This is a genomic window from Sorangium sp. So ce367, assembly GCF_051520455.1.
Lineage (GTDB): Bacteria > Myxococcota_A > Polyangia > Polyangiales > Polyangiaceae > Sorangium > Sorangium cellulosum_B.
This window is the reverse complement of record NZ_CP150334.1, coordinates 1,214,101-1,235,097: the sequence shown is the minus strand read 5'-3', so window position 1 is coordinate 1,235,097 and position 20,997 is coordinate 1,214,101. Positions and strand designations below refer to the sequence as shown.

Here is a 20,997-nt window from a genome sequence, read left to right as displayed (position 1 = left end):
GCGTGGACATGGACCGTCTTTGATGGGTACCGAACCGGCGCCCTGACATCAAGGGGATGCTCGCGATTTCGCGAGCTCGGCAAGAGCTGCATCGGTTACGGGGTTACCGGGTTACGGCGCTACGGGGTCACGAGGATACGTGGTGACGAGGATACGCGGATACAAGGTGACGCGGCTACGAGGTCGCGAGGACGCGCGGAGCCCCTCGCGGTTGCCGAGGAGTCACCCGGGCGCTCCGCCACGGCGCCGGCGCCGCGGCGTGGGCGCCACGGCGATGCCCGCGGCGCGCCGCCCACAGCGCGGGAGTTGAGCGACACGCCACGGGGCCAGCGGCGAGGCGGCAAGGACGCCGCCGCTGGATGCCTGGTCACCAGGACCGCCGCGCTGGCGTGCGACGCCTGCCTGCGCCGCTCGGAGCGCCCTCGCCCTCCGTCAGGCCTTGACCACCTTGGGGTTCGCCGCGCGGTAGACGCCACGGGCGTCGACGATCAGGGCGGCGTGGTTCAGCACCAGATCGTAGTCGACCACGGAGTGGTCGGTGACGATCATTACCGCGTCGTGGCTCTTGAGCGTGTCCTCGTTGAGGGGGACGGACGAGAGCTCGGGCAGATGCGGCCAGGTGCGCATGCGCGGCAGCTTGGGCACGTGCGGGTCATGGAAGCTCAGCACGGCCCCGAGCTTGCGCAGGAGCTCGATGATCTCGAACGCGGGGCTCTCGCGCGGGTCGTCGATGTCCTTCTTGTAGGCGACGCCGAGCAGCAGGACCTTCGTGCCCTTCAGCGCCTTGCCGCGCTCGTTCAGCGCGAGCTGGAGCTTGTTGACGACGTAGTGCGGCATCTCGACGTTCACCTCGCCGGCGAGCTCGATGAACTTGGTGGACACGCCGTACTCGCGCGCCTTCCACGCGAGGTAGAACGGGTCGAGCGGGATGCAGTGGCCGCCCCAGCCCGGGCCGGGGTTGAACCGCATGAAGCCGAACGGCTTGGTCGACGCGGCGTCGAGCACCTCCCAGACGTCGATGCCCATGGCGTCGTAGACGACCTTGAGCTCGTTCACGAGGGCGATGTTGATGGCCCGGAAGATGTTCTCGGTCAGCTTCGCCGCCTCGGCCGCGCGCGCCGAGGAGACGGCCACGACGCGCGCGATCGCCTGCGAGTAGAGCGCCTGCGAGAGGACCAGCGACGCGCGATCGACGCCGCCGACGACCTTCGGGATGGTCGCGGTGCTGTGATCGCGGTTACCCGGGTCCTCGCGCTCGGGCGAGAAGGCGAGGTAGAAATCCTGCCCCATGCGCAGGCCCGATTGCTCGAGGATGCCCTTCACGAGCTCATCGGTCGTGCCGGGATACGTGGTGGACTCGAGGACGATGAGCTGCCCCTTCCGCAGCCGCTCCTTGATCTTCTGGGCGGAGCCGACGACGTAGCTCATGTCGGGCTCCCGCTGGGCCGTCAGCGGGGTCGGGACGCAGATCAGGATGGCGTCGGGCTCGCCGAGCCGCGAGAAGTCCGTCGTCGCCTCCAATCGGCCCGTCTTGGCTGCCGCCGCGATGCGCGCGGGATCGAGGTGCTTGATGTAGCCCTTCCCCTCGCTGAGCGCGGTGACCTTCGCCGGGTCCACGTCGAAGCCCAGCACGCGGAAGCCCTTCTCGATGAACGTGAGCGCCAGCGGCAGGCCGACATAACCCATGCCGATGATGCCCACCTGGGCTTCGCGGGAGTTGATCTTGGCCAGGAAGCTCTCGACCGCAGGGGGATGCGTCTCTGCCATTTCCATTTATCTCCAGTGGTGGAGGGGAACCGCCATGCGGATCCCGACCCAGTTTCGAAGAGAGGGGCCCGACGCTACCACAGGCCCTTCAATTTCGCTCGAGTGTCGCGTGGGGCCCCAACGTTCGGAGGGGAAAGGTGCTCCTCGTTGCGATCCGCACGCTCGTTACGCACGCTCGTTACGCTGGCCACGCTCGTTACGCGTGTTGCTCTCACCGCACTCATCCCGCTCGCTGCGCGCGCTTCGCTCGTCACGCCGGTCGGTGACATTCAGGAAACGCCTTAACGACGGCGGCGGACTGCTTCGCGTGCGAGCTGGAGGAAGTCCCGCGATGCCTGCCGCGCGATCACCAGCGCGGAGGCGACGAAGGCGAGCCCGCCGACCACCACCTCGGCGCCAAGGCGGCACCCGCGGGGCAGGTCGTGGAGCGACCGCATGCCGTAGCGAACGGCGAGCACCGCGGCGACCATGGGCAAGCACGCGACGAGCGGGCGGACCAGCGGGCGCAGGAGCCGCAGGTACGGGACGCCATCGGCGCGCTTGACCACCCAGAGGCTCGCCAGGGCGTGCACCCCGAACGCGACGCCGACGCCGGCGCAGGCCCAGAGGACGCCGCCCATCGTTCCGAGCAGCGCGATGCTGCCGACGATCGCGGCCACCTTGAGCCACTCCAGGACCATGATCGTCCGCGTCCGGCCGTAGACCTGCATGTACGAGGACAGGACCCAGCCGATCGGGCGCGCGACGCCGAGCGCGGACAGCACGGCGAGGAGCGGGCCGGCCGGCTCCCATGCCTCGTTGAAGAACGTGTCGTTCAGGATCGTCGGGGCGACCGCGCCGAGGCCCACGGCGAGCGGGAAGATGACGAGGGCGAGCAGCGTGAGCGCGCGGACGAGCGCCGCCTTGCGCTGCTCCGGCTCGAGCTTCGCGAACGACGGGACGAGCACGTCGCCGATGCGCTCGCCGACCTGGGAGGCCGGGATGTCGGCGAGGTTCCACGCGAGGTTGTAGAGCCCGCCGACTTGCTCCCCGAACAGGCGGATCATGACGAGGTTGTCCCATTTGGAAGCCCCGAAGTTCGCCAGCGATCCGAAGTTGAGCGGGATGCCGAAGGCGAACAGCTCGCGCGCCTTCTCGCGCGACAGCGGGCTCGGCGTCAGCCACTCGGAGAGCTTCACCGCCGGGACCGTGGTCACGACGCGCACGACGGCGCGCAGGAGCGTCGCCACCACGATGGCGTTTCCCCCCCAGCCGAGCACGGCGAGGGAGACGGACGCCGCGGTGTAGGTGAGCTCGCCGGCGGCGTTCCGGAGGCTCACGCTGCGGAAGCGCATCTCGCGGATGAGCAAGCGATCGGGGACGTACCAGAGCCGATCGATGAGCATCGCGACGATGAGCCCCGGCATGAACTCGAGCATCCCGGGCGCGCCGACGAGGTGCACCGCGATCGGCTCCCGGAGGAGGTACACGGCGGCGATGGCGATGAGGCCCGCCACGTGGAAATAGACGGTCGCGTTGAAGACCATCTGGCGGTCGAGGTTGGGCCTCGACGCGATGAACTGGCCGGTCCCGAGGCTCGACATGAAATGCGCCGTCATGATCACGACGGACGCTGCCGAGACCTCGCCGTACACATCCGGCGCGATGAACCGGGTGAGCACGAGGGTGCCTATCAGGCCGAGCACGCGCGAGCCGAGCCCGGTCGCGATCGTCCAGACCGCGCCGAGGACCGCCTTTCGGGCAAGCGCGGAGGAGCCGGCCACGATCAGGGCACGAAGACGGTATCGCCGGCCTTGAGCACGAGGTCCTGCTCGGGCCGCTTGCGCGAGGCGATTTCGTCGTAGTTGATGGGGATGTGCCGGAATTTGCCCGGGCTATCCATGCGGATGAGCAGGATCTGATCCGTCGAGGCGAACTGGTTGGGACCGCCGGCGAGCGCGAGCGCCTCGGAGACGGAGACGAAGTAGTTGGAGGCGAAGATGCCGGCGCGCGCGACGTTGCCGCTGACCACGAACCGGTAGCTGTTGATCCCGGTCACGGCGACGGTGATCACGGCCGTCTCGTCCTTCACGAACTCGGAGAGCCGCTTCTTCAGCTCCTCGCGCACCTGGGTCGGGGTCCTTCCGGCCACGTAGACGTCGCCTATGAGCGGCATCGTGATGACGCCATCGGCCCGGACGAGCGCCTCGCTCGACAGGTCGGCCATGCGCCAGACGTTGATCCGGATCTGGTCCCCTACCCCGATCGTGTATTCGTGCTTACGCGGGTCGTACTCCTTCGCGTAGTTCGCGGGGTTGTAGATGTACGTCGGCGCGCACCCGGCGGAGAACGCGGCGAGGGCGAGCCCTGCCGCTGCCGTCAGAAGCACTCCTCGCATGAAGGACCGTTTCGTGGGACGGGCTGTGCCTTCCATGGGCGTCTGCATTGAGGAGGATGTCAGGCGGTACGGGGTTGCGATCACGCGGCGATCAAGGGGCGATCACGGGGCGTTCACAGGGAACGAGGTGAACTCGGCCGTACGGCGGCGCGATTCACCGAGCGGCGCCAGCATTGCAGGAAGGCCGTCCGCCGCCAAGGGGAAGTTTTCGTACCGCGGCAAGACGCGGGATCCTCGCGAGGAACCAACTTGACGGGCCGATGACCTCTCTCGAAAGTCGGCTTTGATGCTGCTTCATCTGCAACGGATCGCGGTCCCCTTCGAGTACCCCGTCTACTTCACGGAGGGCGTCTTTTCGCCGAGCAACGCCGACCTGGCGGCCGCCATCGCCGCGAAGGAGCCGCGCCGGCGTCACCGCGTGCTGCCGGTGATCGACGGCGGCGTCGCGGCGGCGTGGCCGTCTCTGGCGGACGACATCGCGCGGTACGTGGGCGCGCGACCGGACCTGCTCACGCTCGCGGCCGAGCCGATCGTGGTGCCCGGCGGCGAGGCGGCGAAGAACGACGGCGCGGCGACGGCGGCGCTGCAGGCGAGGCTCGACGCGCTGGGGATGGATCGGCAGTCGTTCGTGATGATCGTCGGAGGCGGCGCGGTGCTCGACATGGTCGGCTACGCGGCGGCGACGGTGCACCGAGGCGTCCGGGTCGTGCGGATCCCGACCACGGTGCTCGCGCAGGCCGATTCCGGGGTCGGCGTGAAGAACGGCGTCAACGCGTTCGGGAAGAAGAACCTGCTCGGCACGTTCGCCCCGCCGTTCGCGGTGCTCATCGATCCGCGCTTTTTGGAGACGCTGCCCTTGCGCGACAAGGTGGCGGGGATGGCGGAGGCGGTGAAGGTCGCGCTGATCCGGGACGCTCGGCTGTTCTCGTGGCTGTCCGAGCACGCGCCCGCGCTCGCGTCGGGGTCGCTCGCGCCGCTCGCGCAGCTCGTGCGCCGCTCGGCGGAGATCCACCTCCACCACATCGCGAGCGCGGGCGACCCGTTCGAGCTCGGGAGCGCGCGGCCCCTCGACTTCGGGCACTGGGCTGCGCACAAGCTGGAGTCGCTCACGAAGCACAGGCTCCGCCACGGCGAGGCGGTCGCGATCGGGATCGCGATCGACACGCTGTACGCCGAGCTGGCCGGCCTGTGCAGCCAGACGACAGCGGCCGCGGTGGTGGCGGCGCTCGAGGCGCTCGGCTTCACGCTGTGGGACGACGCGCTCGCGCTGACGCGCACGTGCGAGAGGGGGGAGCGGGGCGAGCGGCTCTGCGTGCTCGATGGGCTGGACGAGTTCCGCGAGCACCTCGGCGGGGAGCTCACGGTGACATTGCTCGAGGACGTGGGGCGCGCCCGCGAGGTGCACGCGATGGAGGAGCGGCACATCGTCGCGGCGATCGCGCGGCTGCGCGAGCGCGCCGGGAGGCGGGGCGCGCTCGCGGCGATCGGCGCGACGGGAGCGGCCACGGGAGCGGCGGGCGTAACCACGGGAGCGGCGAGCGCGGTCACGGGAGCGGCGGGCATGGCCACGGGAGCGGCGAGCGCGGTCACGGGAGCGGCGCAATCATGAGGCTCGCGTGCGCGGGCGCGCCGCACCTCACGTACTGCACGAACATCCACGCGGGCGAGACGTGGTCGGAGGTGAAGCAGAGCCTCGAGACGCACCTGCTCGCGATCTGGTCGCGCGCGGCCGGCGGGGAGGAAGGGGCGCTGCACGGAGGAGGCGCCGGAAGCGGCGGAGGCGGCAGCGGGGCGGAGGGCTTCGGGCCGGGCGCGCGCCGCCGGTGCGGGGTGGGGCTGCGGCTGTCGGCGAGGGCGGCGGCGGAGCTCACCGAGCCGGCGGAGCTCGACGCGTTCCGCGATTTTCTCGAGCGGAACGGCCTCTACGTGTTCACGCTGAACGGCTTCCCCTACGGCCGGTTCCACGGCGCGCCGGTGAAGGAGCGCGTGTACCTGCCCGACTGGCTCGACGAGGAGCGGCTCGCGTACAGCGATCTCCTGGCGACGCTCCTCGCCGAGTTGCTGCCGGCGAACGAGGGCCTGATGGGAAGCGTCAGCACGGTGCCCGGCGCGTTCAGGCCGCGGGTGCGCACGCCGGGCGACGCGGCGGCGATGGCGCGGCGGCTGGTCGAGCACGCGGCGCACCTCGTCGAGATCCGCCGCCGCACGGGCAAGCACATCGCGCTGGCCCTCGAGCCGGAGCCGTGCTGCTTCCTCGAGACGACGCCCGAGGCGATCGCCTTCTTCACCGATCACGTGTTCGCGCCGGAGCGCGCGCGCGAGCTGTCGGCGCTGGCCGGGATGAGCCTGCCGGACGCCGAGGAGGCGCTCCGGAGCCACCTCGGCCTCTGCTTCGACGCGTGCCACATGGCGGTGGAGTTCGAGGACGCCCCCGCGTCGCTCGCGGCGCTCCGCGCGGCGGGCATCGGCGTGCACAAGGTGCAGCTCAGCGCCGGGCTGCGCGCCCGCGTGGCGGAGCGCGAGCCGGCGACGATGGCGAGGCTGCGCGCGTACGCGGAGGACGTCGTCTACCTGCACCAGGTGGTCGAGCGGCGCGGCGGCCCGGGCGGGGGCGAGCTCGTCCGCTACCTGGATCTGCCCGAGGCGCTCGCGGCGCTCGACGACGAGACCGCAGCGCCGCCCGGGGCGCAGCCGGAGGAGTGGCGAGTCCACTTCCATGTGCCGATTTTCCGGGAGATCGAGGGCGCGCTCGCGACCACGCAGCCGGAGCTGGGGGCGCTGCTGTCGCACCTGCGAGACTCGCCAGCGACGCAGCACCTCGAGGTGGAGACCTACACCTGGGACGTACTTCCGGAGGACCAGCGCCGCGGCGGGCTGGTCGAGGCGGTGGCAAGGGAGCTCCGCTGGGTGGAGGAGCGGATGGTGGGTAACGGAAGCGTGGGCGCCGGCGTCGGCGAGGGCAGAAGCGTCGGCGCGAACGCCGGTGGCCGAGAGGACAGCCGAGCGGGGGCTGAGCGATGAGCTCGCGTGCACGGGTCTATCTGCGGCTCGGCCGCGTCTCGAACCTGCCCACGGTGTGGACGAACGTGCTCTGTGGCATGGCCCTGTCGGGGTCTGCGCCGCGGGCGCTCGAGGTGGCGCTTGTAGGGTTCGCGATGTCGCTGATGTACGTGGGCGGCATGTTCCTGAACGACGCGTTCGACCGGGGGATCGACGCGCGCGAGCGGCCCGAGCGGCCGATCCCATCCGGGCTTGTGAGCGCCCGCGAGGTGTTCGCGGTCGGCTACGGCCTGCTCGGGGCGGGGGTGCTGATCGTGGGCGGCCACGCCTATGTGGCGAACCGGGGGATGGCGCCCGCCCTGGCGAGCGTGCTGCTCGCCGGGGCGATCGTGCTTTACGATGCCTGGCACAAGGGGAACCCGCTGAGCCCGGCGCTGATGGGGGCGTGCCGCGTGCTGGTCTATGTGACGGCAGCGCTCGCGGCGGGGGGCCAGCTCGGGAGCGCGGTGCTCGCCGGGGGGGTGGCGCTGCTGTTCTATCTGATCGGGCTGACCGCGATCGCGAAGCAGGAGAACCTGCTGGCGGTGCGCAGCCTCTGGGCGCTCGGCTTCATGGCGGTCCCGTTCCTGGCGACGCTCGGCGCGCCACTCACGGGGATGATGGGGACGATCGCGTACGGGGCGCTCGCTGGCTGCGTGATCCACGCGGTGAGGTTGCTGCGGGGGACGCGAAAGGACCGGATCCCGCGCGCCGTGGTGACGCTCATCGCAGGGATATCGCTGCTGGATGCGGTGCTCATCGCGAGGAGCGGCGTGCCAGGCGCCGGCGGCGCGGCGGCGCTTGCCATGCTGGGATTCCCGCTGACGCTGGCGATGCAGCGTGTCGTGAGGGGGACGTGAGAGCGCGCCGACAAGGACATCCATGCCTCGCTGCATCGCGCCACACGAGAGACAGTAGGTTGAACCCCTGGAGAGACGAAGACATGACATTACCTCGCGCTGGAATGTTGCAAGGCGGCCTCCTCGCGCTCGTCCTCGCCGGGTCCGGGTGCGGGCTGCTCCTCGGACTCGACGATTTCGACGACGCGCCTGCGCCAGGCGGCCAGGGATCCGGCGGGAGCGGCGGCGCGGACACCTGCCCTCCTGACAAGACGGAGCAATGCTACAGCGGCCTACCTGGAACAGAGAAGGTGGGTCTATGCCGCTCCGGTACACGGACGTGCGACAGCGGCGGCGAAACATGGAGTGCCTGCCAGGGCGAGGTGGTGCCGCAGCAGGAGAGCTGTGCCTCCAGCGAAGACGAGAACTGCGACGGGTTTGATTGCGGACTCTGGGTCCGGACGACCGAAGCACCGAACAACAAATCGCGCATCAACTCGATAGCCATCGACAACCAAGGCAACATAACCATAGCTGGATCGTTCACAGAAACGATACAGTTCGGAGCCGAGCCGCTCGTCGGCACAGCGCAAAACGACCCCTCTGCTCTTGACGCGTTCATCGTCTCGCTCGACAGCGCAGGAAAACATCGCTGGAGCCACCAGTTCAGCGACCCGGCAAACCAGGAGGCGACGTCTGCGTGCGTCGATGGCGCTGGGAACGTCATCGTCGCAGGAGTCAACAGCGGCAGAATCAACCTCGGCAAGGACGACATAGGCCCGGGAGTATTCGTCGCAAAATTCGACAGCTCCGGCACACATGCATGGAGCAGCGGCATCGAAGGCTCTCCGGTAGGCGACTCAGGCTTCCTTGCGGGCGCTCCAAAGGTCGCGTGCACCCCGGATGGCGACGTGATCCTCGCGGGCCATTTCGCTGGCACCCTCCAGCTCGGCGAAACGGAGTTTACCACTCATCCGGCGGACGCGTATGATATCTACGTTGCGAGGCTGGACGGAGATACAGGCTCATCCAACACGACGGACGGCGGATGGGTCCAACGGTTCACGAGCCAGGGGCACGACACCCTGGCGGGCGTCGCCGTCCATTCGAACAACAGCATCGTCATCACTGGAAATTTCGCCCAGAGAATCGAGTTCGGCAATCTCTCGCCAACAACCGCCAAGGGGATGTTCCTGACCCATCTCGACAGGACGGGGAAGCCTACCTGGGTGCGCGGCTTCGCCAACGCTGAGCCGACCGCGCTCGCCATTGACACGCTCGGCAACATCTCTGCAACAGGGGCCTACGAACATCCCACCAACTTCGGCGGAGGGGACTTGCCGGAGTGGAGCCAAATGGCATTCGCAGCGCAGTTCAACATCGCAGGAAACCATAGATGGAGCCGAGGTTTCATCGGTGGGATCAAGACGTCGAGCATCAGCACGGACGCCTCCAATGACCTGCTCATACTCGCCACCGTCATGCACGACGTAACAATCGACGAGAACGAGATAATATATGTGTCCGAGTTTCCTTCCCCGATGACGATCAAGCTGGCCCCCGAGGGGAGGACGGTGTGGCGAAAATGGTTCCCCGTTCAGCCGTTAGGCGTGGGGGAGGCAAGGGCCGCAGCGACGGATCCCAAGGGAGAGAGCGTCATCTCTGGGCGAGGAATAGATAGCGCGGGCCAAGGCGCTAACATCGATTTCGGAGCCGCACCACAGCCGATAGGAGACCACTCTCTCTTCATCGCGAAGCTCGGCAAGTGAACGTCATCGTGCAAGAACCTACCGCGAGGATCTCGCCGCCAGCCGAGCGCCCGGTATAGGCCTCGTGGGAGAGCGGTCAATCGAAGATGTGGCGCAAGACAATCTCTTTGATGTCCACTGCGCGGACGCTCGTGCCAGTCAGCAGCGACGCTTCGGTCGACGCGACGAGCGGCCCTTCTCCGGCGTGCTCGTTTAAACGACCATGTGAGCCTTTGACGAGAGCAGCGTCCAGCGGGATGACATCCATCAGGTAACGAAACCCTAGCATCTTCTGGAGCAGCCTCCGCGCGACGCGCACCCGCGGGACACGCAGGTTGGAGTCGACGAAGAGCTCCACGGGATCGTAGCCTGGCTTGCGGTGGATATCGACCGTCCTCGCATACTCAGGGGCCTTGCTGTCGTCCATCCAGTAGTAATAAGTGAACCACCGATCCCTCCTAGCGACGGCGACGAGCTCACCTGATCTCGAGTGCTCCAACCCCGCGGCGTGCTTGCCCTCCCTGTCAAGGACGAAGTCCACCCCCTGCAGCCTCTCGAGCAGACCCTTCACCTCGCTGATACGCTCCGCGCGCCGCACGTAGACGTGCGCAACTTGGTGGTCCGCCACGGCGAACGCCTCGGAGCCCCCTGCGTCGAGCTTCTCCAGGCCACGTTCGACCCGCACTCGGAGCAACCCCTGTACACGTAACTCCCGGTTGATATGCACGGCGCCGGTGACAGGCATGATGCCGTACTCGGAGAGGACGATCACCCGCGCCCCATCCTTGCGCACATGATCGATCAGCTCCCCGCACACAGCGTCGACGGCTCTGAGATCCTTCTCGATGGACGGATCACCCGAGCCGAGCCGCTGCAGGTTATAGTCGAGATGCGGGAGATAGACCAACGTCAACGTCGGACGGCGCGTGTCATACACGTGGCGCGCGCATCGCGCGATCCACTCGGTGGATCGGATGTCCGCGTTCGGCCCCCAGAAGTTGAAGAGCGGGAACTCGCCCAACCGGAGTACGAGCTCGTCGCGCAGGGTCGCCGGCTCCGTGTAGATATCCGGCAGCTTGAGCCCATCCGCCCAGTAAATTGGCCTCGGCGTCACCGCGTAATCTGCCGAGCTGTACATGTTGTACCACCAGAAGAGCTTGGCGCAGGTGAAGGCCGGATCACGACGGCGCGCGGCCTCCCAGATCTTCTCACCCGTCACGAGCTGGTTCGCCTGGCGCCACAGGTTCACCTCGGCGATGTCACGATAGTACCAGCCGTTCGCGACGCAGCCGTGCCCGCTCGGGAGGAGGCCTGTCGTGAAGGTCGACTGGACCGTGCACGTGACCGCCGGCAGCACGGTCTCGAGAGGGCGCATCGCCCCTTCCCCTGCGAGCCGCTTCAGGTTCGGCGTGGCGTCGCCTAGGAGCTCTCCGGTGAGCCCGACGACATTTAAAACGACAGTGCGGTGCATACGTGCGCTCGATCAGCTTTTCACGACGGGGGCCTGCCCGCGCAGCACCGAGTTCCCCTCGAACAGGGCGCGCTGATCCACCGCCGGCGCCTCGCCGAACTCCGCGAGATCGAGCCGGCCGCTCTGGGAGAAGAAGGCGAGGGGGTTCTTCCAGACGATCCGCTCGATCGCCTCGTCCGAGATCCCGTTCTCGCGCATCCGCGCCGCCGTCTTCGGGACCTTGAGCGGATCGCTCACGCCCCAATCCGCCGCGCTGTTGATAAGGATCCGTTCGGCACCGAATGTCTTGACCAGCGCGACCATCCGGTCCTCGTCCATCTTGGTGTTGGGGTAGATGGAGTGGCCGGCCCAGCAGCCGGTCGCGAGCACGAGCGGCAGCGTCTCCTCATTGTTATGATCGACGAGAACACGCTCTTCAGGGAACCGGAGCTCCCGCACCAGGGCGAGCGTCCGCTCCGTACCCCGCTTTTTGTCACGGTGTGGCGTGTGCACCAGAATCGGAAGATCGTGCTCGCGGGCGAGCTCGACCTGCTGGGCGAAATACTTCTCTTCCTCCGGTGTCATGTCATCGAACCCGATCTCCCCGACCGCGACGACGCCTTCCTTGTCGAGATAGCGCGGCAAGAGATCGATGACGCCTTGCGCCACGCGGGGGTTGTTGGCTTCCTTCGGGTTGAGCCCCAGCGTGCAAAGGTGACGAATGCCGAACTGACTGGCCCGGAAACGCTCCCAGCCGAGCAGGGACGTAAAGTAGTCCTCGAAGGTGCCCACATGGGTCCTCGGTTGACCGAGCCAGAACGCCGGCTCGAGGACCGCGACGATACCGGCCGCGGCCATCGCCTGGTAGTCGTCGGTCGTCCGCGATGTCATGTGAATATGGGGATCGAATAGCTTCAAGAGTCCCTCCGCATCGCGCCGCTTCACTCGGGGATCCGCGTCGCGCGCTCGCGCTCATGGTCCAGGGAAAGCAAGCCTATGTCGGCCGGGATGCTCCGGCCAGCCGCCCTCCGTTCGCTAGCGAAGTCCTCCGCCATCCTGGCGAGCTCGCTCGATCGCCGGCGGTCGAGCCCGATGATTCGGGCGAGCGCCACGCCCATGAACATGGCCTTGAGGACCATCTGGTTGAAGTTGAGATCGGAAAAATAGGCGGCCGGGTAGGGATTCTCGCAGGCGATCGCCTCGAAGATGGGCAGCTCGTTCGTGCGGCACGCCTCGACCGCGAGCAGAACGAAGCGCTCCGCCTCGATCAAGAACGGCAGTGCCCGCAAGAGCGCCTGCCGCTCCCGGCCATCTCCCTGCTCATAGCAAGCCCGGAGCAGCGACTCGAGCTCCGGTGCAGGGAGGCGCCTCGAAACCTGCGCGAGCATCGTTACACGGCCGAGCTCATCCAGCCCCCGGCCATCGACCACCCCAGCGACACCGGCAGCCTCCAGAGCTTCCCGCTCGTCGGGGTGAAGCCCGAGCGGTGCCCTACCGAGCACGCGTACCGCTGCAGTGAACGTCGCAAGGAAGCGGTCGAGATCGAACCAGGTCGACGACTCGCTCTCCCGAGCGTCCGGTGCGCCACCGGGGCCCGCACCAGTGCCGGTCACCCGTTCGACGCGCTCCAGCCAGGAGCGCGACGCCGACGGAATCCGGCGCGATAGAATTTCAAGCAGCAGTAGGGAAGCGTCTTGCATTGTAGCCATACCCGCCGGTCCGGGCGCCTGCCGCAAGATGCCGACGTGGCCGAGCGGTGGAAAGTTATACCAAGGGGCGCGCTGTTCGGATAGTGTCCTACTGCATGATGGACCAGAAGCGTTTCCTTTTGTCTTTTATGCCCATCGCATCCGCCCTTTTCGGGCTCGGCTTCATCCTGAATGGCTGCGGCGGCAGCGACAACAGCGCAGGCACAGGCGGAGGAGGCGGGGGAGGAACGGGCCCCGGTGGACCGGGCTCCGGCGGCGGCACCTCGACCGGCTCTCCCACGAGCAGCGGAACCGGCTCGAACACCAGCACCAGCACCGGCAACGGCACCAGCACCAGCAGCAGCGCCAACACCAGCGGCTCGGGCACGACCGCTAGCACCGGAGAGGGCGCCGGCCCTGCAACCAGCGCCGGATCCGGCGCCGGCGGGAGCGGGACGATCGAGTGCGACGAGCCGGGCGGGACCGTACCGCCGCTCCGGCTCACGGAGGTAGCAAGCGGCCTGGATCGGCCATTGTACGTAACAAGCGAACCGGAAGATGCCAGTCGGCTCTACGTCGTGGGGAAGGGTGGAACAATCCGTCTCATCAAGGGCGGTGAACTGCAGAGCGCTGCGTTCCTGGACATCACCGCGGATGTCTATCAATCTAACGACTTGAAGGAAGAGCGAGGTCTCCTTGGGCTCGCATTTCACCCGCAGTACGCGAGCAATGGAAGGTTCTTCGTTTACTACAACACGAGATCGCGAACGATCGCCCTCCGAGAGTTCAAGCGCTCAGAGTCCAATCCGGACCAGGCGGTGCCGCAGGCTGGGCAGGAGGAGCAGCAGCGAAACACGCTGTTCTCGTTCCCGGTGCTGGTCGGCAACCACAACGGCGGGATGCTCGCGTTCGGCCCCGATGGAAATCTTTATGTAGGCGTCGGCGACGGCGGCGGGAGCACCTCCGACCCCGATCCGGACAACAATGGGCAAAACATCGAGGTGAAGTACGCCAAGATACTTCGTGTAGACGTCAACAATCACCCGACAGCGCCGGCGGGTAACGTCCCCGGTGGAGACCCGTACGTGTGGGACTACGGCCTGCGCAACCCCTGGCGCTTCAGCTTCGACCGCTGCAGGGGTGATCTCTACATCGGAGATGTCGGTGGGCGCCTCTTCGAGGAAATCAACATCGAGCCGCGCGGCCAGGGCCACAAGAACTATGGATGGAGCGTCACCGAGGGAGGCACATGCCTTCAGGAGGACCAGGCGACCAGCTGCGACTCGCCGACGATCACGCCGCCCGTCTTCGCCTACGACCACGACAGCGGCGATGGCTCGGTGACAGGCGGCTATGTCTATCGTGGGAGCAGGATCCCCGCGCTTCGTGGGAAGTACCTGTTCGGCGACTTTGAAACGGACCGCGTCTGGATGCTCACCTGGAAGGACGGCGTCGCCACGCCCAGGAGCTCGCTCAGCCAAGACCTCGGTTCTGAGAACACCATCGAGGGCCTGGCCTCGTTCGGCGAGGATGCGGCGGGCGAGCTGTACATCGTATCCTACGGCGGAGGCAGCATCTTCCGGATCGATCCGGAATAGCTTGGCCCGCAGTCCGCAGGGACCAGCGGGGGTGTTCACCGTTGGTCCCTGATTTCCGAAGAGAGCAGCTTACCAGATCTGGGTTCGAGCTATGCAGAAGACGCGGAGACTGGCGGTGGGTTGGGTGCTGGCGCTCGGGCTGCTGAGTCACGATGCGGCGGCCGGGATCGATGACCTCAAGGGCACGACGGCAGACGACATGCCACGATCGAACAACTTGGGCACCGCCGAGCGCTGCTCCGGTTGCCATCGAGCAGAGATCGAGGATCACCGGGATTACATGCCCACCGACACGTGGGCGGGCACCATGATGGCCAACGCATGGCGCGATCCTGTATTCAAAGCTGCTCTCGCGATTGCCAACCAGGACGCGCCGGGGGTCGGGACATTCTGCCTGCGTTGCCACTCTCCCATTGGGTTCCTGAACGGGAGAGCGACGCCCCCGGATGGCTCTGGGTTCGACCCCGAGGCGTCGGTCGATGGGAAGATCGTCGATGGTCAGGGCATCAGCTGCAGCGTTTGTCATCGCGCGATGACGACGTCAGACCCTGAAACCACGTCACCGTACATCATCGGCAACGCTCAGCTCGTGTTTGACCACACGCCCGCGGCTGCCGGGTTCACAGCTACGCCCCTGGTCTATGGCCCATATCCGGACGTCGAGTCTGAATCTCACGTTGGAGATGCAGCGCCCGCGCTGGGCGAATCGGAATTTTGCGGCCAATGTCATCAAGTCACCAATCCGGAGGTCATGCTGAGGGACGCGAGCGGAACCCCCACCACCATCGAGTTTCCGCTCGACACAACCTACGAAGAGTGGGCCTCCAGTGACTTCCGCAATGGCGGTTCGAGCGCTCAAAGTTGCGCCGATTGTCATATGCAGCGGAGGCTCGGCGAGTTGCGTGTCGGCGAGCGCGGACCGCTTCGAACCGATCCGCGCACCCACCTCCTCGTCGGCGGCAACCACTGGGGCATCCAGGCCGTCATGGCGGCCGACCCGGCGCGCGCCGCGGAGTACGCCGACTCCTTCCAGCTCGCGCTCGACGGTACGCTCAAGAGCCTCGCCTCGGCCGCCTCGGTCACGCTCGTCGACGCCCCGCAGGAGGCCGCGCCAGGAGAGGAGATCGCCGTCACCGTCCGGGTCGAGAACCTCACCGGTCACAAGTTCCCGACAGGCTATGCGGAGAGCCGGCGGGCCTGGATCGCCGTGTTCCTCGTCGACGAGAACGGCGTCGAACGACCGCTGCTCGGCGGCTACGACGCAGACACGGGCGAGATCCAGCACGAGCCGCCCACCCACGAGTACCGCGCCGTGCACGGGCGCTGGGACGGCGAGGCGGGCGTGGGCGAGAAGGAGGAGCACCTCGCGCTCCACGACATGATCATCTCCGATACGCGCATCCCGCCGAAGGGCTTCGTCCCGTCGCGGACCACCCAGCCGACGCAGGAGATCGACTTCACCGATGGGAACGGCGGATACCGCAACTACGACGAGGCGCGCTTCACGCTCACCGTCCCGGCCAACGCCTTCGGCAGGCAGACGCTCTCGGCGCGCGTGTACTACCAGTCGATGACGAAGGAGTACATCGAGTTCCTGCAGTCCGAGAACCGCACGGACAGCACAGGAGACGACCTCCGGGCCATCTACGAGGAGACCGGCGAGGCGCCGCCCATCCTCGTCGCGGCCGATGACGCGGAAGCGCCGCTCGATCTGGGAGAGCCGCCCGCCAACGCCAGCAGCAGCAGCGGCGCCGGCGGCAGCGGCGCCGGCGGGAACGGCACCGGCGGCGAGAGCTCGACCGGCGGCAGCGTCAGCGGCTCCAGCGACGACGGCGGGTGCGGCTGCCGGATGCCCGGCAACGCCCCCGGCGGGTGGCTCCCCGCGGGCCTCGCGGGGCTCACCCTCGCCGCCGCAGCCAGGCGCCGGCGCACACACCGGCGGCAGTGAGCCTCGCTCCACCACGAACCGCCGCAAGGGCGCGTCGCTGCGGGGCGGACGATCCCCGATCGGCTCCGTCCCGCCGTTTCACCTGGAGACGGCCCCTTTTTCGCTCGCATCGCCCCCCCGGCGCCTTCATAGAGTGAGCCCACCCAGCGCCTCACGGCGAGCCTCGCCTTGCCCATCTCCCGCCTCGTCGATCCCCTGCTCGTGCTCCTCGTCGCCGCGGGCGTCGGCCTCGCGCTCTCCGGCGGCGACTGGAGCTTCCGAACACGCGGGGCGAAGATCGGGCGGGCGCTCGCGTGGAGCGCCTGGCTCGCGCTGTGGCTCCTCTCCACGCCCTGGCTCTCCAGCACGCTCGCGCGCCGGATCAGCACGGTGCCGAGGGACCTGCACGCGGAGCTCGCCGGAAGCTCACCCGAGCGGCGGGTCCTCGTCATCCTCACCGCCGGCATCGACGCCGACGAGTTCGGCGAGCCAGCCATGGAACGGCAGTCGGCGGCAGGCCTCGAGCGCGGCCTCGCCGCCGTGCGGGTCTACCGCGAGTACGGCTTCGGCCACGTCATCGTCTCGGGGAAGGACGTCCGAGGCGCGCCCACCCAGCTCGCCAGCGCGATGGCCGATCTCCTCGTGGAGCTCGGCGTTCCCAGGAAGAAGATCATCCTGGAGACCGAGTCGCGCGATACCCGAGAAAACGCCCTCCACTCGACGCGGATCGCCCGCGGCCTGTCGGCCGACGCCGTCGTGGTCGTGACCAGCGCGCTCCACATGCCGCGCTCCCTCCGCATGTTCGAGCGCGCAGGGCTCGACGTCCTCCCCGCGCCGGTCAGGTTCCAGTCGCTGCCACCCGAGGGGCTAGAGCGGCTGCTGCCGGAGTCGCTCTCCCTCAGGCGGTCGCAGCGCGCCGTTCACGAGCTCGTGGGTCTCCTGGAGCCGTAGCCCCGGCGCGCCCCGCGCTACCAGGTGACCTTCTGCGAGCCTCGGAGGTACCGCCAGAGGCCGACGACCGCCGCCGCGTTCAGGACCACGAACGTCCGCGCGAGCGCGCCGAGCTTGCCCGCAGCGCCCCCGAGCACCGCGAGCAGGTAGAAGGCCACCTGCCCACCGAACAGCGCGCGCGCCGCGTAGAGCGTCCACGAGGCGTCGCCGCTCATCTCGGCGCCCATCCACGCGACCGTCGACGTGATCAGCAGCGCGACGAGCGCCCAGGGGCACACGAGGCGTAGCAGCTTGTGCGAGAAGATCTCGAACCAGGACGGGTTCCTGAACGGGACGAGGAGCGCCGGGAGCAGCGAAAAGAGCTGATAATTGCCGGCCAGCGTGCGCACCTTGCGGCCGAACTCGCGCTCGTCGCCGAAGGCGTCGTCGTACGCGATCGCGTCGGGAGCAAACAGGATCGAACGCCCCTCGAGGCGGAGCCGCATCGGCACCCACATGTCGTCGAGGATGACGCCCTCCGGGAGATGGCTCATGTCGGCGCGGCGGATCGCATAGATGGGACCGGTCACGCCCACCATGCTCCTGAACCGCCCTTCCTGGAGGCGAATCCAGTTCTCGTAACGCCAGTAGGCCCCCGACCCCGCCGACCCCTTCAGCACCAGGTTGCCAGAGACACAGCCCGCGTTCGGATCGGCCAGGAGCCGCACGAGCGCGCGCAGCGCCCCGGGCACGAGCGGCTGGCGGATGTCCGTCATCAACAGCACCTCGCCCGTCGCGACCCCGAGCATCGTGTTCACGCCGATCGGCTTGCCACGACGCGCCTCGCTGACGATCACCTTCACTCGAGGATCGCGCTCGGCCAGCTGTCGCGCCACGAGCACGGTGTCGTCCGTCGAGCCGTCCGAGAAGAGCAGGACCTCCAGCTTGTCCTTCGGATAGTCGAGCGCGAGCAGGCTCTCGACCTTCGCCGGGAGATACGACACCGCGTTGAAGACGGGAATGCACGCCGTCACCGTGGGGACGTAGTCCGGATCCTCCTTCCGCTGCGCAGGCCAGAGGCGCGCCAGGATGCCGATAACGATCGGGTACCCGAAGTAGGTGTACACGAGCACCGCGACGGCCAGAAAGGAGGCAATGACCACGCTAAACTGTAGAGCGCCGGTCGGGGGCGCTTGTCAACCGACATGGATGGGCCACGCCGCGACACGGCCGTTCACGTTGCGCGCGTTGCACGGCACGCGCACGCCGCGCCGCCCGCGATCAGTTCCGCACCTTCACGCTCCGGATGATGTCCCCATCCGCGAGCGCAGCCCACGGCCCGGCGGCGACGCCGACGGCCGCGTACTGGCCGTCGAGGTGCGGCGCGCGCGCGTGCATCACGAAGAGCTGGCTCGATCCGGTGTCGCGGCCGGCGAGCGCGACGCCGACCCGGAGCGGCTCGAACGCGACCGGCGACGTCTCGCAGCGCAGCGCCGGCCTGCCGGGCGGACCTCCGGCGCCGTCGCCGAACGGCGCGCCGAACTGGGTGACGAAGCCGGGCACCACGCGATGGACGATCTTGCCGTCGTAATAGCCGGAGCGCGCGAGATCGACGAAGCGGGTCACCGCGACCGGCGCGAGCGCAGGGTCGAGCGTCATCGTGAGCTCGCCGGCGTCCGTGTCGAAGATCAGCACCGCCGGCGCGCGCACGAGCGCGGAGGCCTCGGCCGGCACCTCGCCGACCGGCGGCGCGACGGCCGGCCGCCCCGCCGCGCCCGCGTCCCCCGGCAGACCGGCGTCGCACGCGATCTTGCGGCCCCTGAGCACGCCGAGCGCCGTCCCGGCGCGCGCCCGCGTCGTGGGGTGGCTCGACCGGCAGAGCTGCTCCAGGCGAGCCTCCGCCGGCTTGAGCGCCAGCGCCCCCACCGCGTCGACGACCGCGCCGATCAGCTCCGGATCGTCGCGCGCGCCTGGGCGGTCGAGGATCGCGAGCAGCGCGGCCTCGATCGCCGGCGATGTGACCGCTGCGGAAGCGTCCTTCTCGTCGCTGCGCTTCCTGCGCTTCCGCTTCCCCGGCGCCTCGGACGCGCGCTGGGGCTGCCGCGCGATGACCTCCGCCGCGGCGGCGACGAGGCCCGGCTCCTCCGCGGCGAGCGCCTTCGCGAGCAGGTCGGGCGCGCCGGCGATCTCCTCGTGCGCGGCGATGAGCTCGATCGCGGCCTCCCGCGCGCGCAGATCGCCCGACGCGGCGTACGCGCGGAACGCGGCGAGCCGCGCGCCCGTGATGGCGTCGCGGCCGATCACCTCGACGACCGCCCGGGCGCCGATCGGGCCGCGCACCGGCGCGCCTGCGTCCGGCTTGCTCCCCGGCTCCGCCGGCGCCGTGACGTCACAGCCGAGCAGCAGCGGATCGCGGTAGTCCCCGCCCGCGAGGAGCCGGGCCGCGCCGCAGCGGAGCCACGCGACGCGGCGGAGGATCGCCGCGGGCGCGCTCGGCGGCGGCGGCAGGGCGGCGAGATCGCGGAGCGCCTTGCGCGCGGCGCCCGCAGATCCGAGCGCGTCGAGCGCGGTGAGCAGCACGCCGAAGTCCTCGCTCACGAGGCCCGTGAGCGCGATCGGGTCCGCGCTCGGGGCGAGCGCGGCGACCGCGTCGGCGAGGGCGCGCTGGCCGGGCGGGCCGAGCCGCTTGAGGGCGCGCGCGGCCTCGGCGCGCTCGCTCGCGGTGAACACCCCCTTCGCGGAGAGGACGCGCGCGAGCTCGGAGGCGGCCGCCTCCCCTGCCCGGCCGAGCGCGCGCACCGCGAAGAGCCGCGCGTCGGAGGCCTCCGCGAGCCGCGCGGTCGCGACGTCGCGGATGCGGGGGATGACCGTGAGCGGGACGTGCTCGAGGCGACCGATCGGGTAGAGCGCCTCGGGGACCGGCGGGCTCGCCGCGCTCCCCGAGGCGAGGTTGAGCAGCGCGACGAGCGTCTCCTCGCGCAGCTTGAGCTTGATCGCGGCGAGATCGCCGAGCGCGTACGCCGCGTGGATCGCGCGCTCGCGCGGGCCGTCGAGCCACGCGACCAGCGTCGGCTCCGACGCCTCCGCGCCGCACCGCCCGATGGCGCGGGCGAGCGCGCCGCCCGCGTCGAGCGGCGGCGCACCCGCAGCGGCGCCGCCGCTCGGCGCCGCCGCGGACGCAGCGGCGGTCGCCGCGCCCGCGGGGCTCGGGCGTGCGTCGCGGGCGAGGGCGCGCGCGACGAGCGCCGAGACCGCCTCGGCCTCGCGCTCCTTGCACGAGAACCCGAGGCCGTAGGCGGCCCACGCGACCACATCGTCGTCCTCGTCGGCGAGCGCCCGCGCGAGCCCAGGCCACGCCGCGTCTCCGCCGATGCGCGCGAGGGCCCGCGCGGCGGCGCGCCGCACGCCGACGTCGCGGCTCTGCTGGTCCGCGGGGCTCACCTCCAGGGCGGCGCGGCGCTGCTCGGCCGCGAGGAGGGCGTCGAGCCTCCCCGCCGCCCCGGCGCTGGCGGCCGGCGCCGCCGCGGAGCTCCCGGCGTCGGGCGCAGGGCCCGGCGCCGGCTGCCCGGTGCAGGCGGACAGGGAGAAGAGCAGCGTGAAGACGAGGAGCGGAGAGGAGCGCCTTCTCGGCATG

General features: G+C 69.1%; 16 protein-coding genes. 7 read left to right on the top strand and 9 right to left on the bottom strand.

The features are described 5' to 3' along the window. Positions 1–432: 432 nt before the first annotated feature. The 3 genes from WME97_RS04620 to WME97_RS04610 form a co-directional block, all read right to left on the bottom strand. Positions 433–1,767 (bottom strand): nucleotide sugar dehydrogenase, encoded by a 1,335-nt coding sequence (locus WME97_RS04620; protein ID WP_437549742.1) that lies wholly within the window; start codon positions 1,765–1,767, stop codon positions 433–435. A gap of 281 nt (positions 1,768–2,048) precedes the next feature. Beyond that, positions 2,049–3,530, bottom strand: a complete 1,482-nt coding sequence (locus WME97_RS04615; protein WP_437549741.1) for an oligosaccharide flippase family protein — start codon at positions 3,528–3,530, stop codon at positions 2,049–2,051. Positions 3,531–3,532: 2 nt separating this feature from the next. Next, a complete protein-coding gene (locus WME97_RS04610) occupies positions 3,533–4,144 on the bottom strand; it encodes a polysaccharide biosynthesis/export family protein (RefSeq protein WP_437549740.1) in 612 nt (203 codons plus the stop codon). Positions 4,145–4,427: 283 nt separating this feature from the next. On the opposite strand from WME97_RS04610, the gene WME97_RS04605 reads away from it, so the two are divergent. The 4 genes from WME97_RS04605 (at position 4,428) to WME97_RS04590 (ending at position 9,791) form a co-directional block, all read left to right on the top strand. Next, positions 4,428–5,753: a 3-dehydroquinate synthase gene (locus WME97_RS04605; RefSeq protein ID WP_437549739.1), complete on the top strand. Its 1,326-nt coding sequence runs from the start codon at positions 4,428–4,430 to the stop codon at positions 5,751–5,753. Beyond that, a complete protein-coding gene (eboE, locus tag WME97_RS04600) occupies positions 5,750–7,165 on the top strand; it encodes a metabolite traffic protein EboE (protein ID WP_437549738.1) in 1,416 nt (471 codons plus the stop codon). The genes WME97_RS04605 and eboE overlap by 4 nt, the downstream gene beginning before the upstream one ends. Next, positions 7,162–8,043, top strand: coding sequence for a UbiA family prenyltransferase (locus WME97_RS04595; protein ID WP_437549737.1), 882 nt, complete (start codon positions 7,162–7,164; stop codon positions 8,041–8,043). Before eboE ends, WME97_RS04595 begins: the two co-directional genes overlap by 4 nt. An 83-nt stretch (positions 8,044–8,126) precedes the next feature. Continuing rightward, on the top strand, positions 8,127–9,791 hold the full coding sequence (locus WME97_RS04590) for a hypothetical protein (protein ID WP_437549736.1): 1,665 nt from the start codon (positions 8,127–8,129) through the stop codon (positions 9,789–9,791). A 76-nt stretch (positions 9,792–9,867) separates the two neighbouring features. Here WME97_RS04590 and WME97_RS04585 read toward each other — a convergent pair whose 3' ends face one another. The 4 genes from WME97_RS04585 to WME97_RS04570 form a co-directional block, all read right to left on the bottom strand. Next, complete coding sequence (locus WME97_RS04585) at positions 9,868–11,241, bottom strand: alkaline phosphatase family protein (protein ID WP_437549735.1); 1,374 nt, start codon at positions 11,239–11,241, stop codon at positions 9,868–9,870. Between the two features lie 12 nt (positions 11,242–11,253). Then, positions 11,254–12,138: a TatD family hydrolase gene (locus WME97_RS04580; protein WP_437555308.1), complete on the bottom strand. Its 885-nt coding sequence runs from the start codon at positions 12,136–12,138 to the stop codon at positions 11,254–11,256. A gap of 23 nt (positions 12,139–12,161) precedes the next feature. Then, complete coding sequence (locus tag WME97_RS04575) at positions 12,162–12,920, bottom strand: EboA domain-containing protein (RefSeq protein ID WP_437549734.1); 759 nt, start codon at positions 12,918–12,920, stop codon at positions 12,162–12,164. 97 nt (positions 12,921–13,017) lie between these two features. Continuing rightward, entirely contained in the window at positions 13,018–13,296 is a 279-nt protein-coding gene (locus WME97_RS04570; protein ID WP_437549733.1) for a hypothetical protein, read from the bottom strand. 145 nt (positions 13,297–13,441) lie between these two features. Here WME97_RS04570 and WME97_RS04565 point away from each other — a divergent pair, with 145 nt between their 5' ends. The 3 genes from WME97_RS04565 to WME97_RS04555 all read left to right on the top strand — a co-directional run bounded on the left by WME97_RS04565 (position 13,442) and on the right by WME97_RS04555 (position 17,384). After that, a complete protein-coding gene (locus tag WME97_RS04565) occupies positions 13,442–14,506 on the top strand; it encodes a PQQ-dependent sugar dehydrogenase (RefSeq protein ID WP_437549732.1) in 1,065 nt (354 codons plus the stop codon). Positions 14,507–14,597: 91 nt separating this feature from the next. Beyond that, complete coding sequence (locus WME97_RS04560) at positions 14,598–16,454, top strand: MYXO-CTERM sorting domain-containing protein (protein WP_437549731.1); 1,857 nt, start codon at positions 14,598–14,600, stop codon at positions 16,452–16,454. A 168-nt stretch (positions 16,455–16,622) separates the two neighbouring features. After that, a complete protein-coding gene (locus WME97_RS04555) occupies positions 16,623–17,384 on the top strand; it encodes a YdcF family protein (protein WP_437549730.1) in 762 nt (253 codons plus the stop codon). A 17-nt stretch (positions 17,385–17,401) separates the two neighbouring features. Here the strand turns inward: WME97_RS04555 and WME97_RS04550 are convergent, their stop codons facing one another. Both WME97_RS04550 and WME97_RS04545 read right to left on the bottom strand, forming a co-directional pair. Beyond that, entirely contained in the window at positions 17,402–18,526 is a 1,125-nt protein-coding gene (locus tag WME97_RS04550; protein WP_437549729.1) for a glycosyltransferase family 2 protein, read from the bottom strand. Between the two features lie 118 nt (positions 18,527–18,644). Next, a complete protein-coding gene (locus WME97_RS04545) occupies positions 18,645–20,996 on the bottom strand; it encodes a peptidylprolyl isomerase (protein ID WP_437549728.1) in 2,352 nt (783 codons plus the stop codon). Position 20,997 lies beyond the last annotated feature (1 nt).

Coding starts and splice junctions, on each gene's coding strand:
- WME97_RS04610 (WP_437549740.1), bottom strand. CDS start 4,144: ATGCGAGGAGTGCTTCTGACGGCAGCGGCAGGGCTCGCCCTCGCCGCG.
- WME97_RS04585 (WP_437549735.1), bottom strand. CDS start 11,241: ATGCACCGCACTGTCGTTTTAAATGTCGTCGGGCTCACCGGAGAGCTC.
- WME97_RS04620 (WP_437549742.1), bottom strand. CDS start 1,767: ATGGCAGAGACGCATCCCCCTGCGGTCGAGAGCTTCCTGGCCAAGATC.
- WME97_RS04575 (WP_437549734.1), bottom strand. CDS start 12,920: ATGCAAGACGCTTCCCTACTGCTGCTTGAAATTCTATCGCGCCGGATT.
- WME97_RS04595 (WP_437549737.1), top strand. CDS start 7,162: ATGAGCTCGCGTGCACGGGTCTATCTGCGGCTCGGCCGCGTCTCGAAC.
- WME97_RS04560 (WP_437549731.1), top strand. CDS start 14,598: ATGCAGAAGACGCGGAGACTGGCGGTGGGTTGGGTGCTGGCGCTCGGG.
- eboE (WP_437549738.1), top strand. CDS start 5,750: ATGAGGCTCGCGTGCGCGGGCGCGCCGCACCTCACGTACTGCACGAAC.
- WME97_RS04590 (WP_437549736.1), top strand. CDS start 8,127: ATGACATTACCTCGCGCTGGAATGTTGCAAGGCGGCCTCCTCGCGCTC.
- WME97_RS04545 (WP_437549728.1), bottom strand. CDS start 20,996: ATGCCGAGAAGGCGCTCCTCTCCGCTCCTCGTCTTCACGCTGCTCTTC.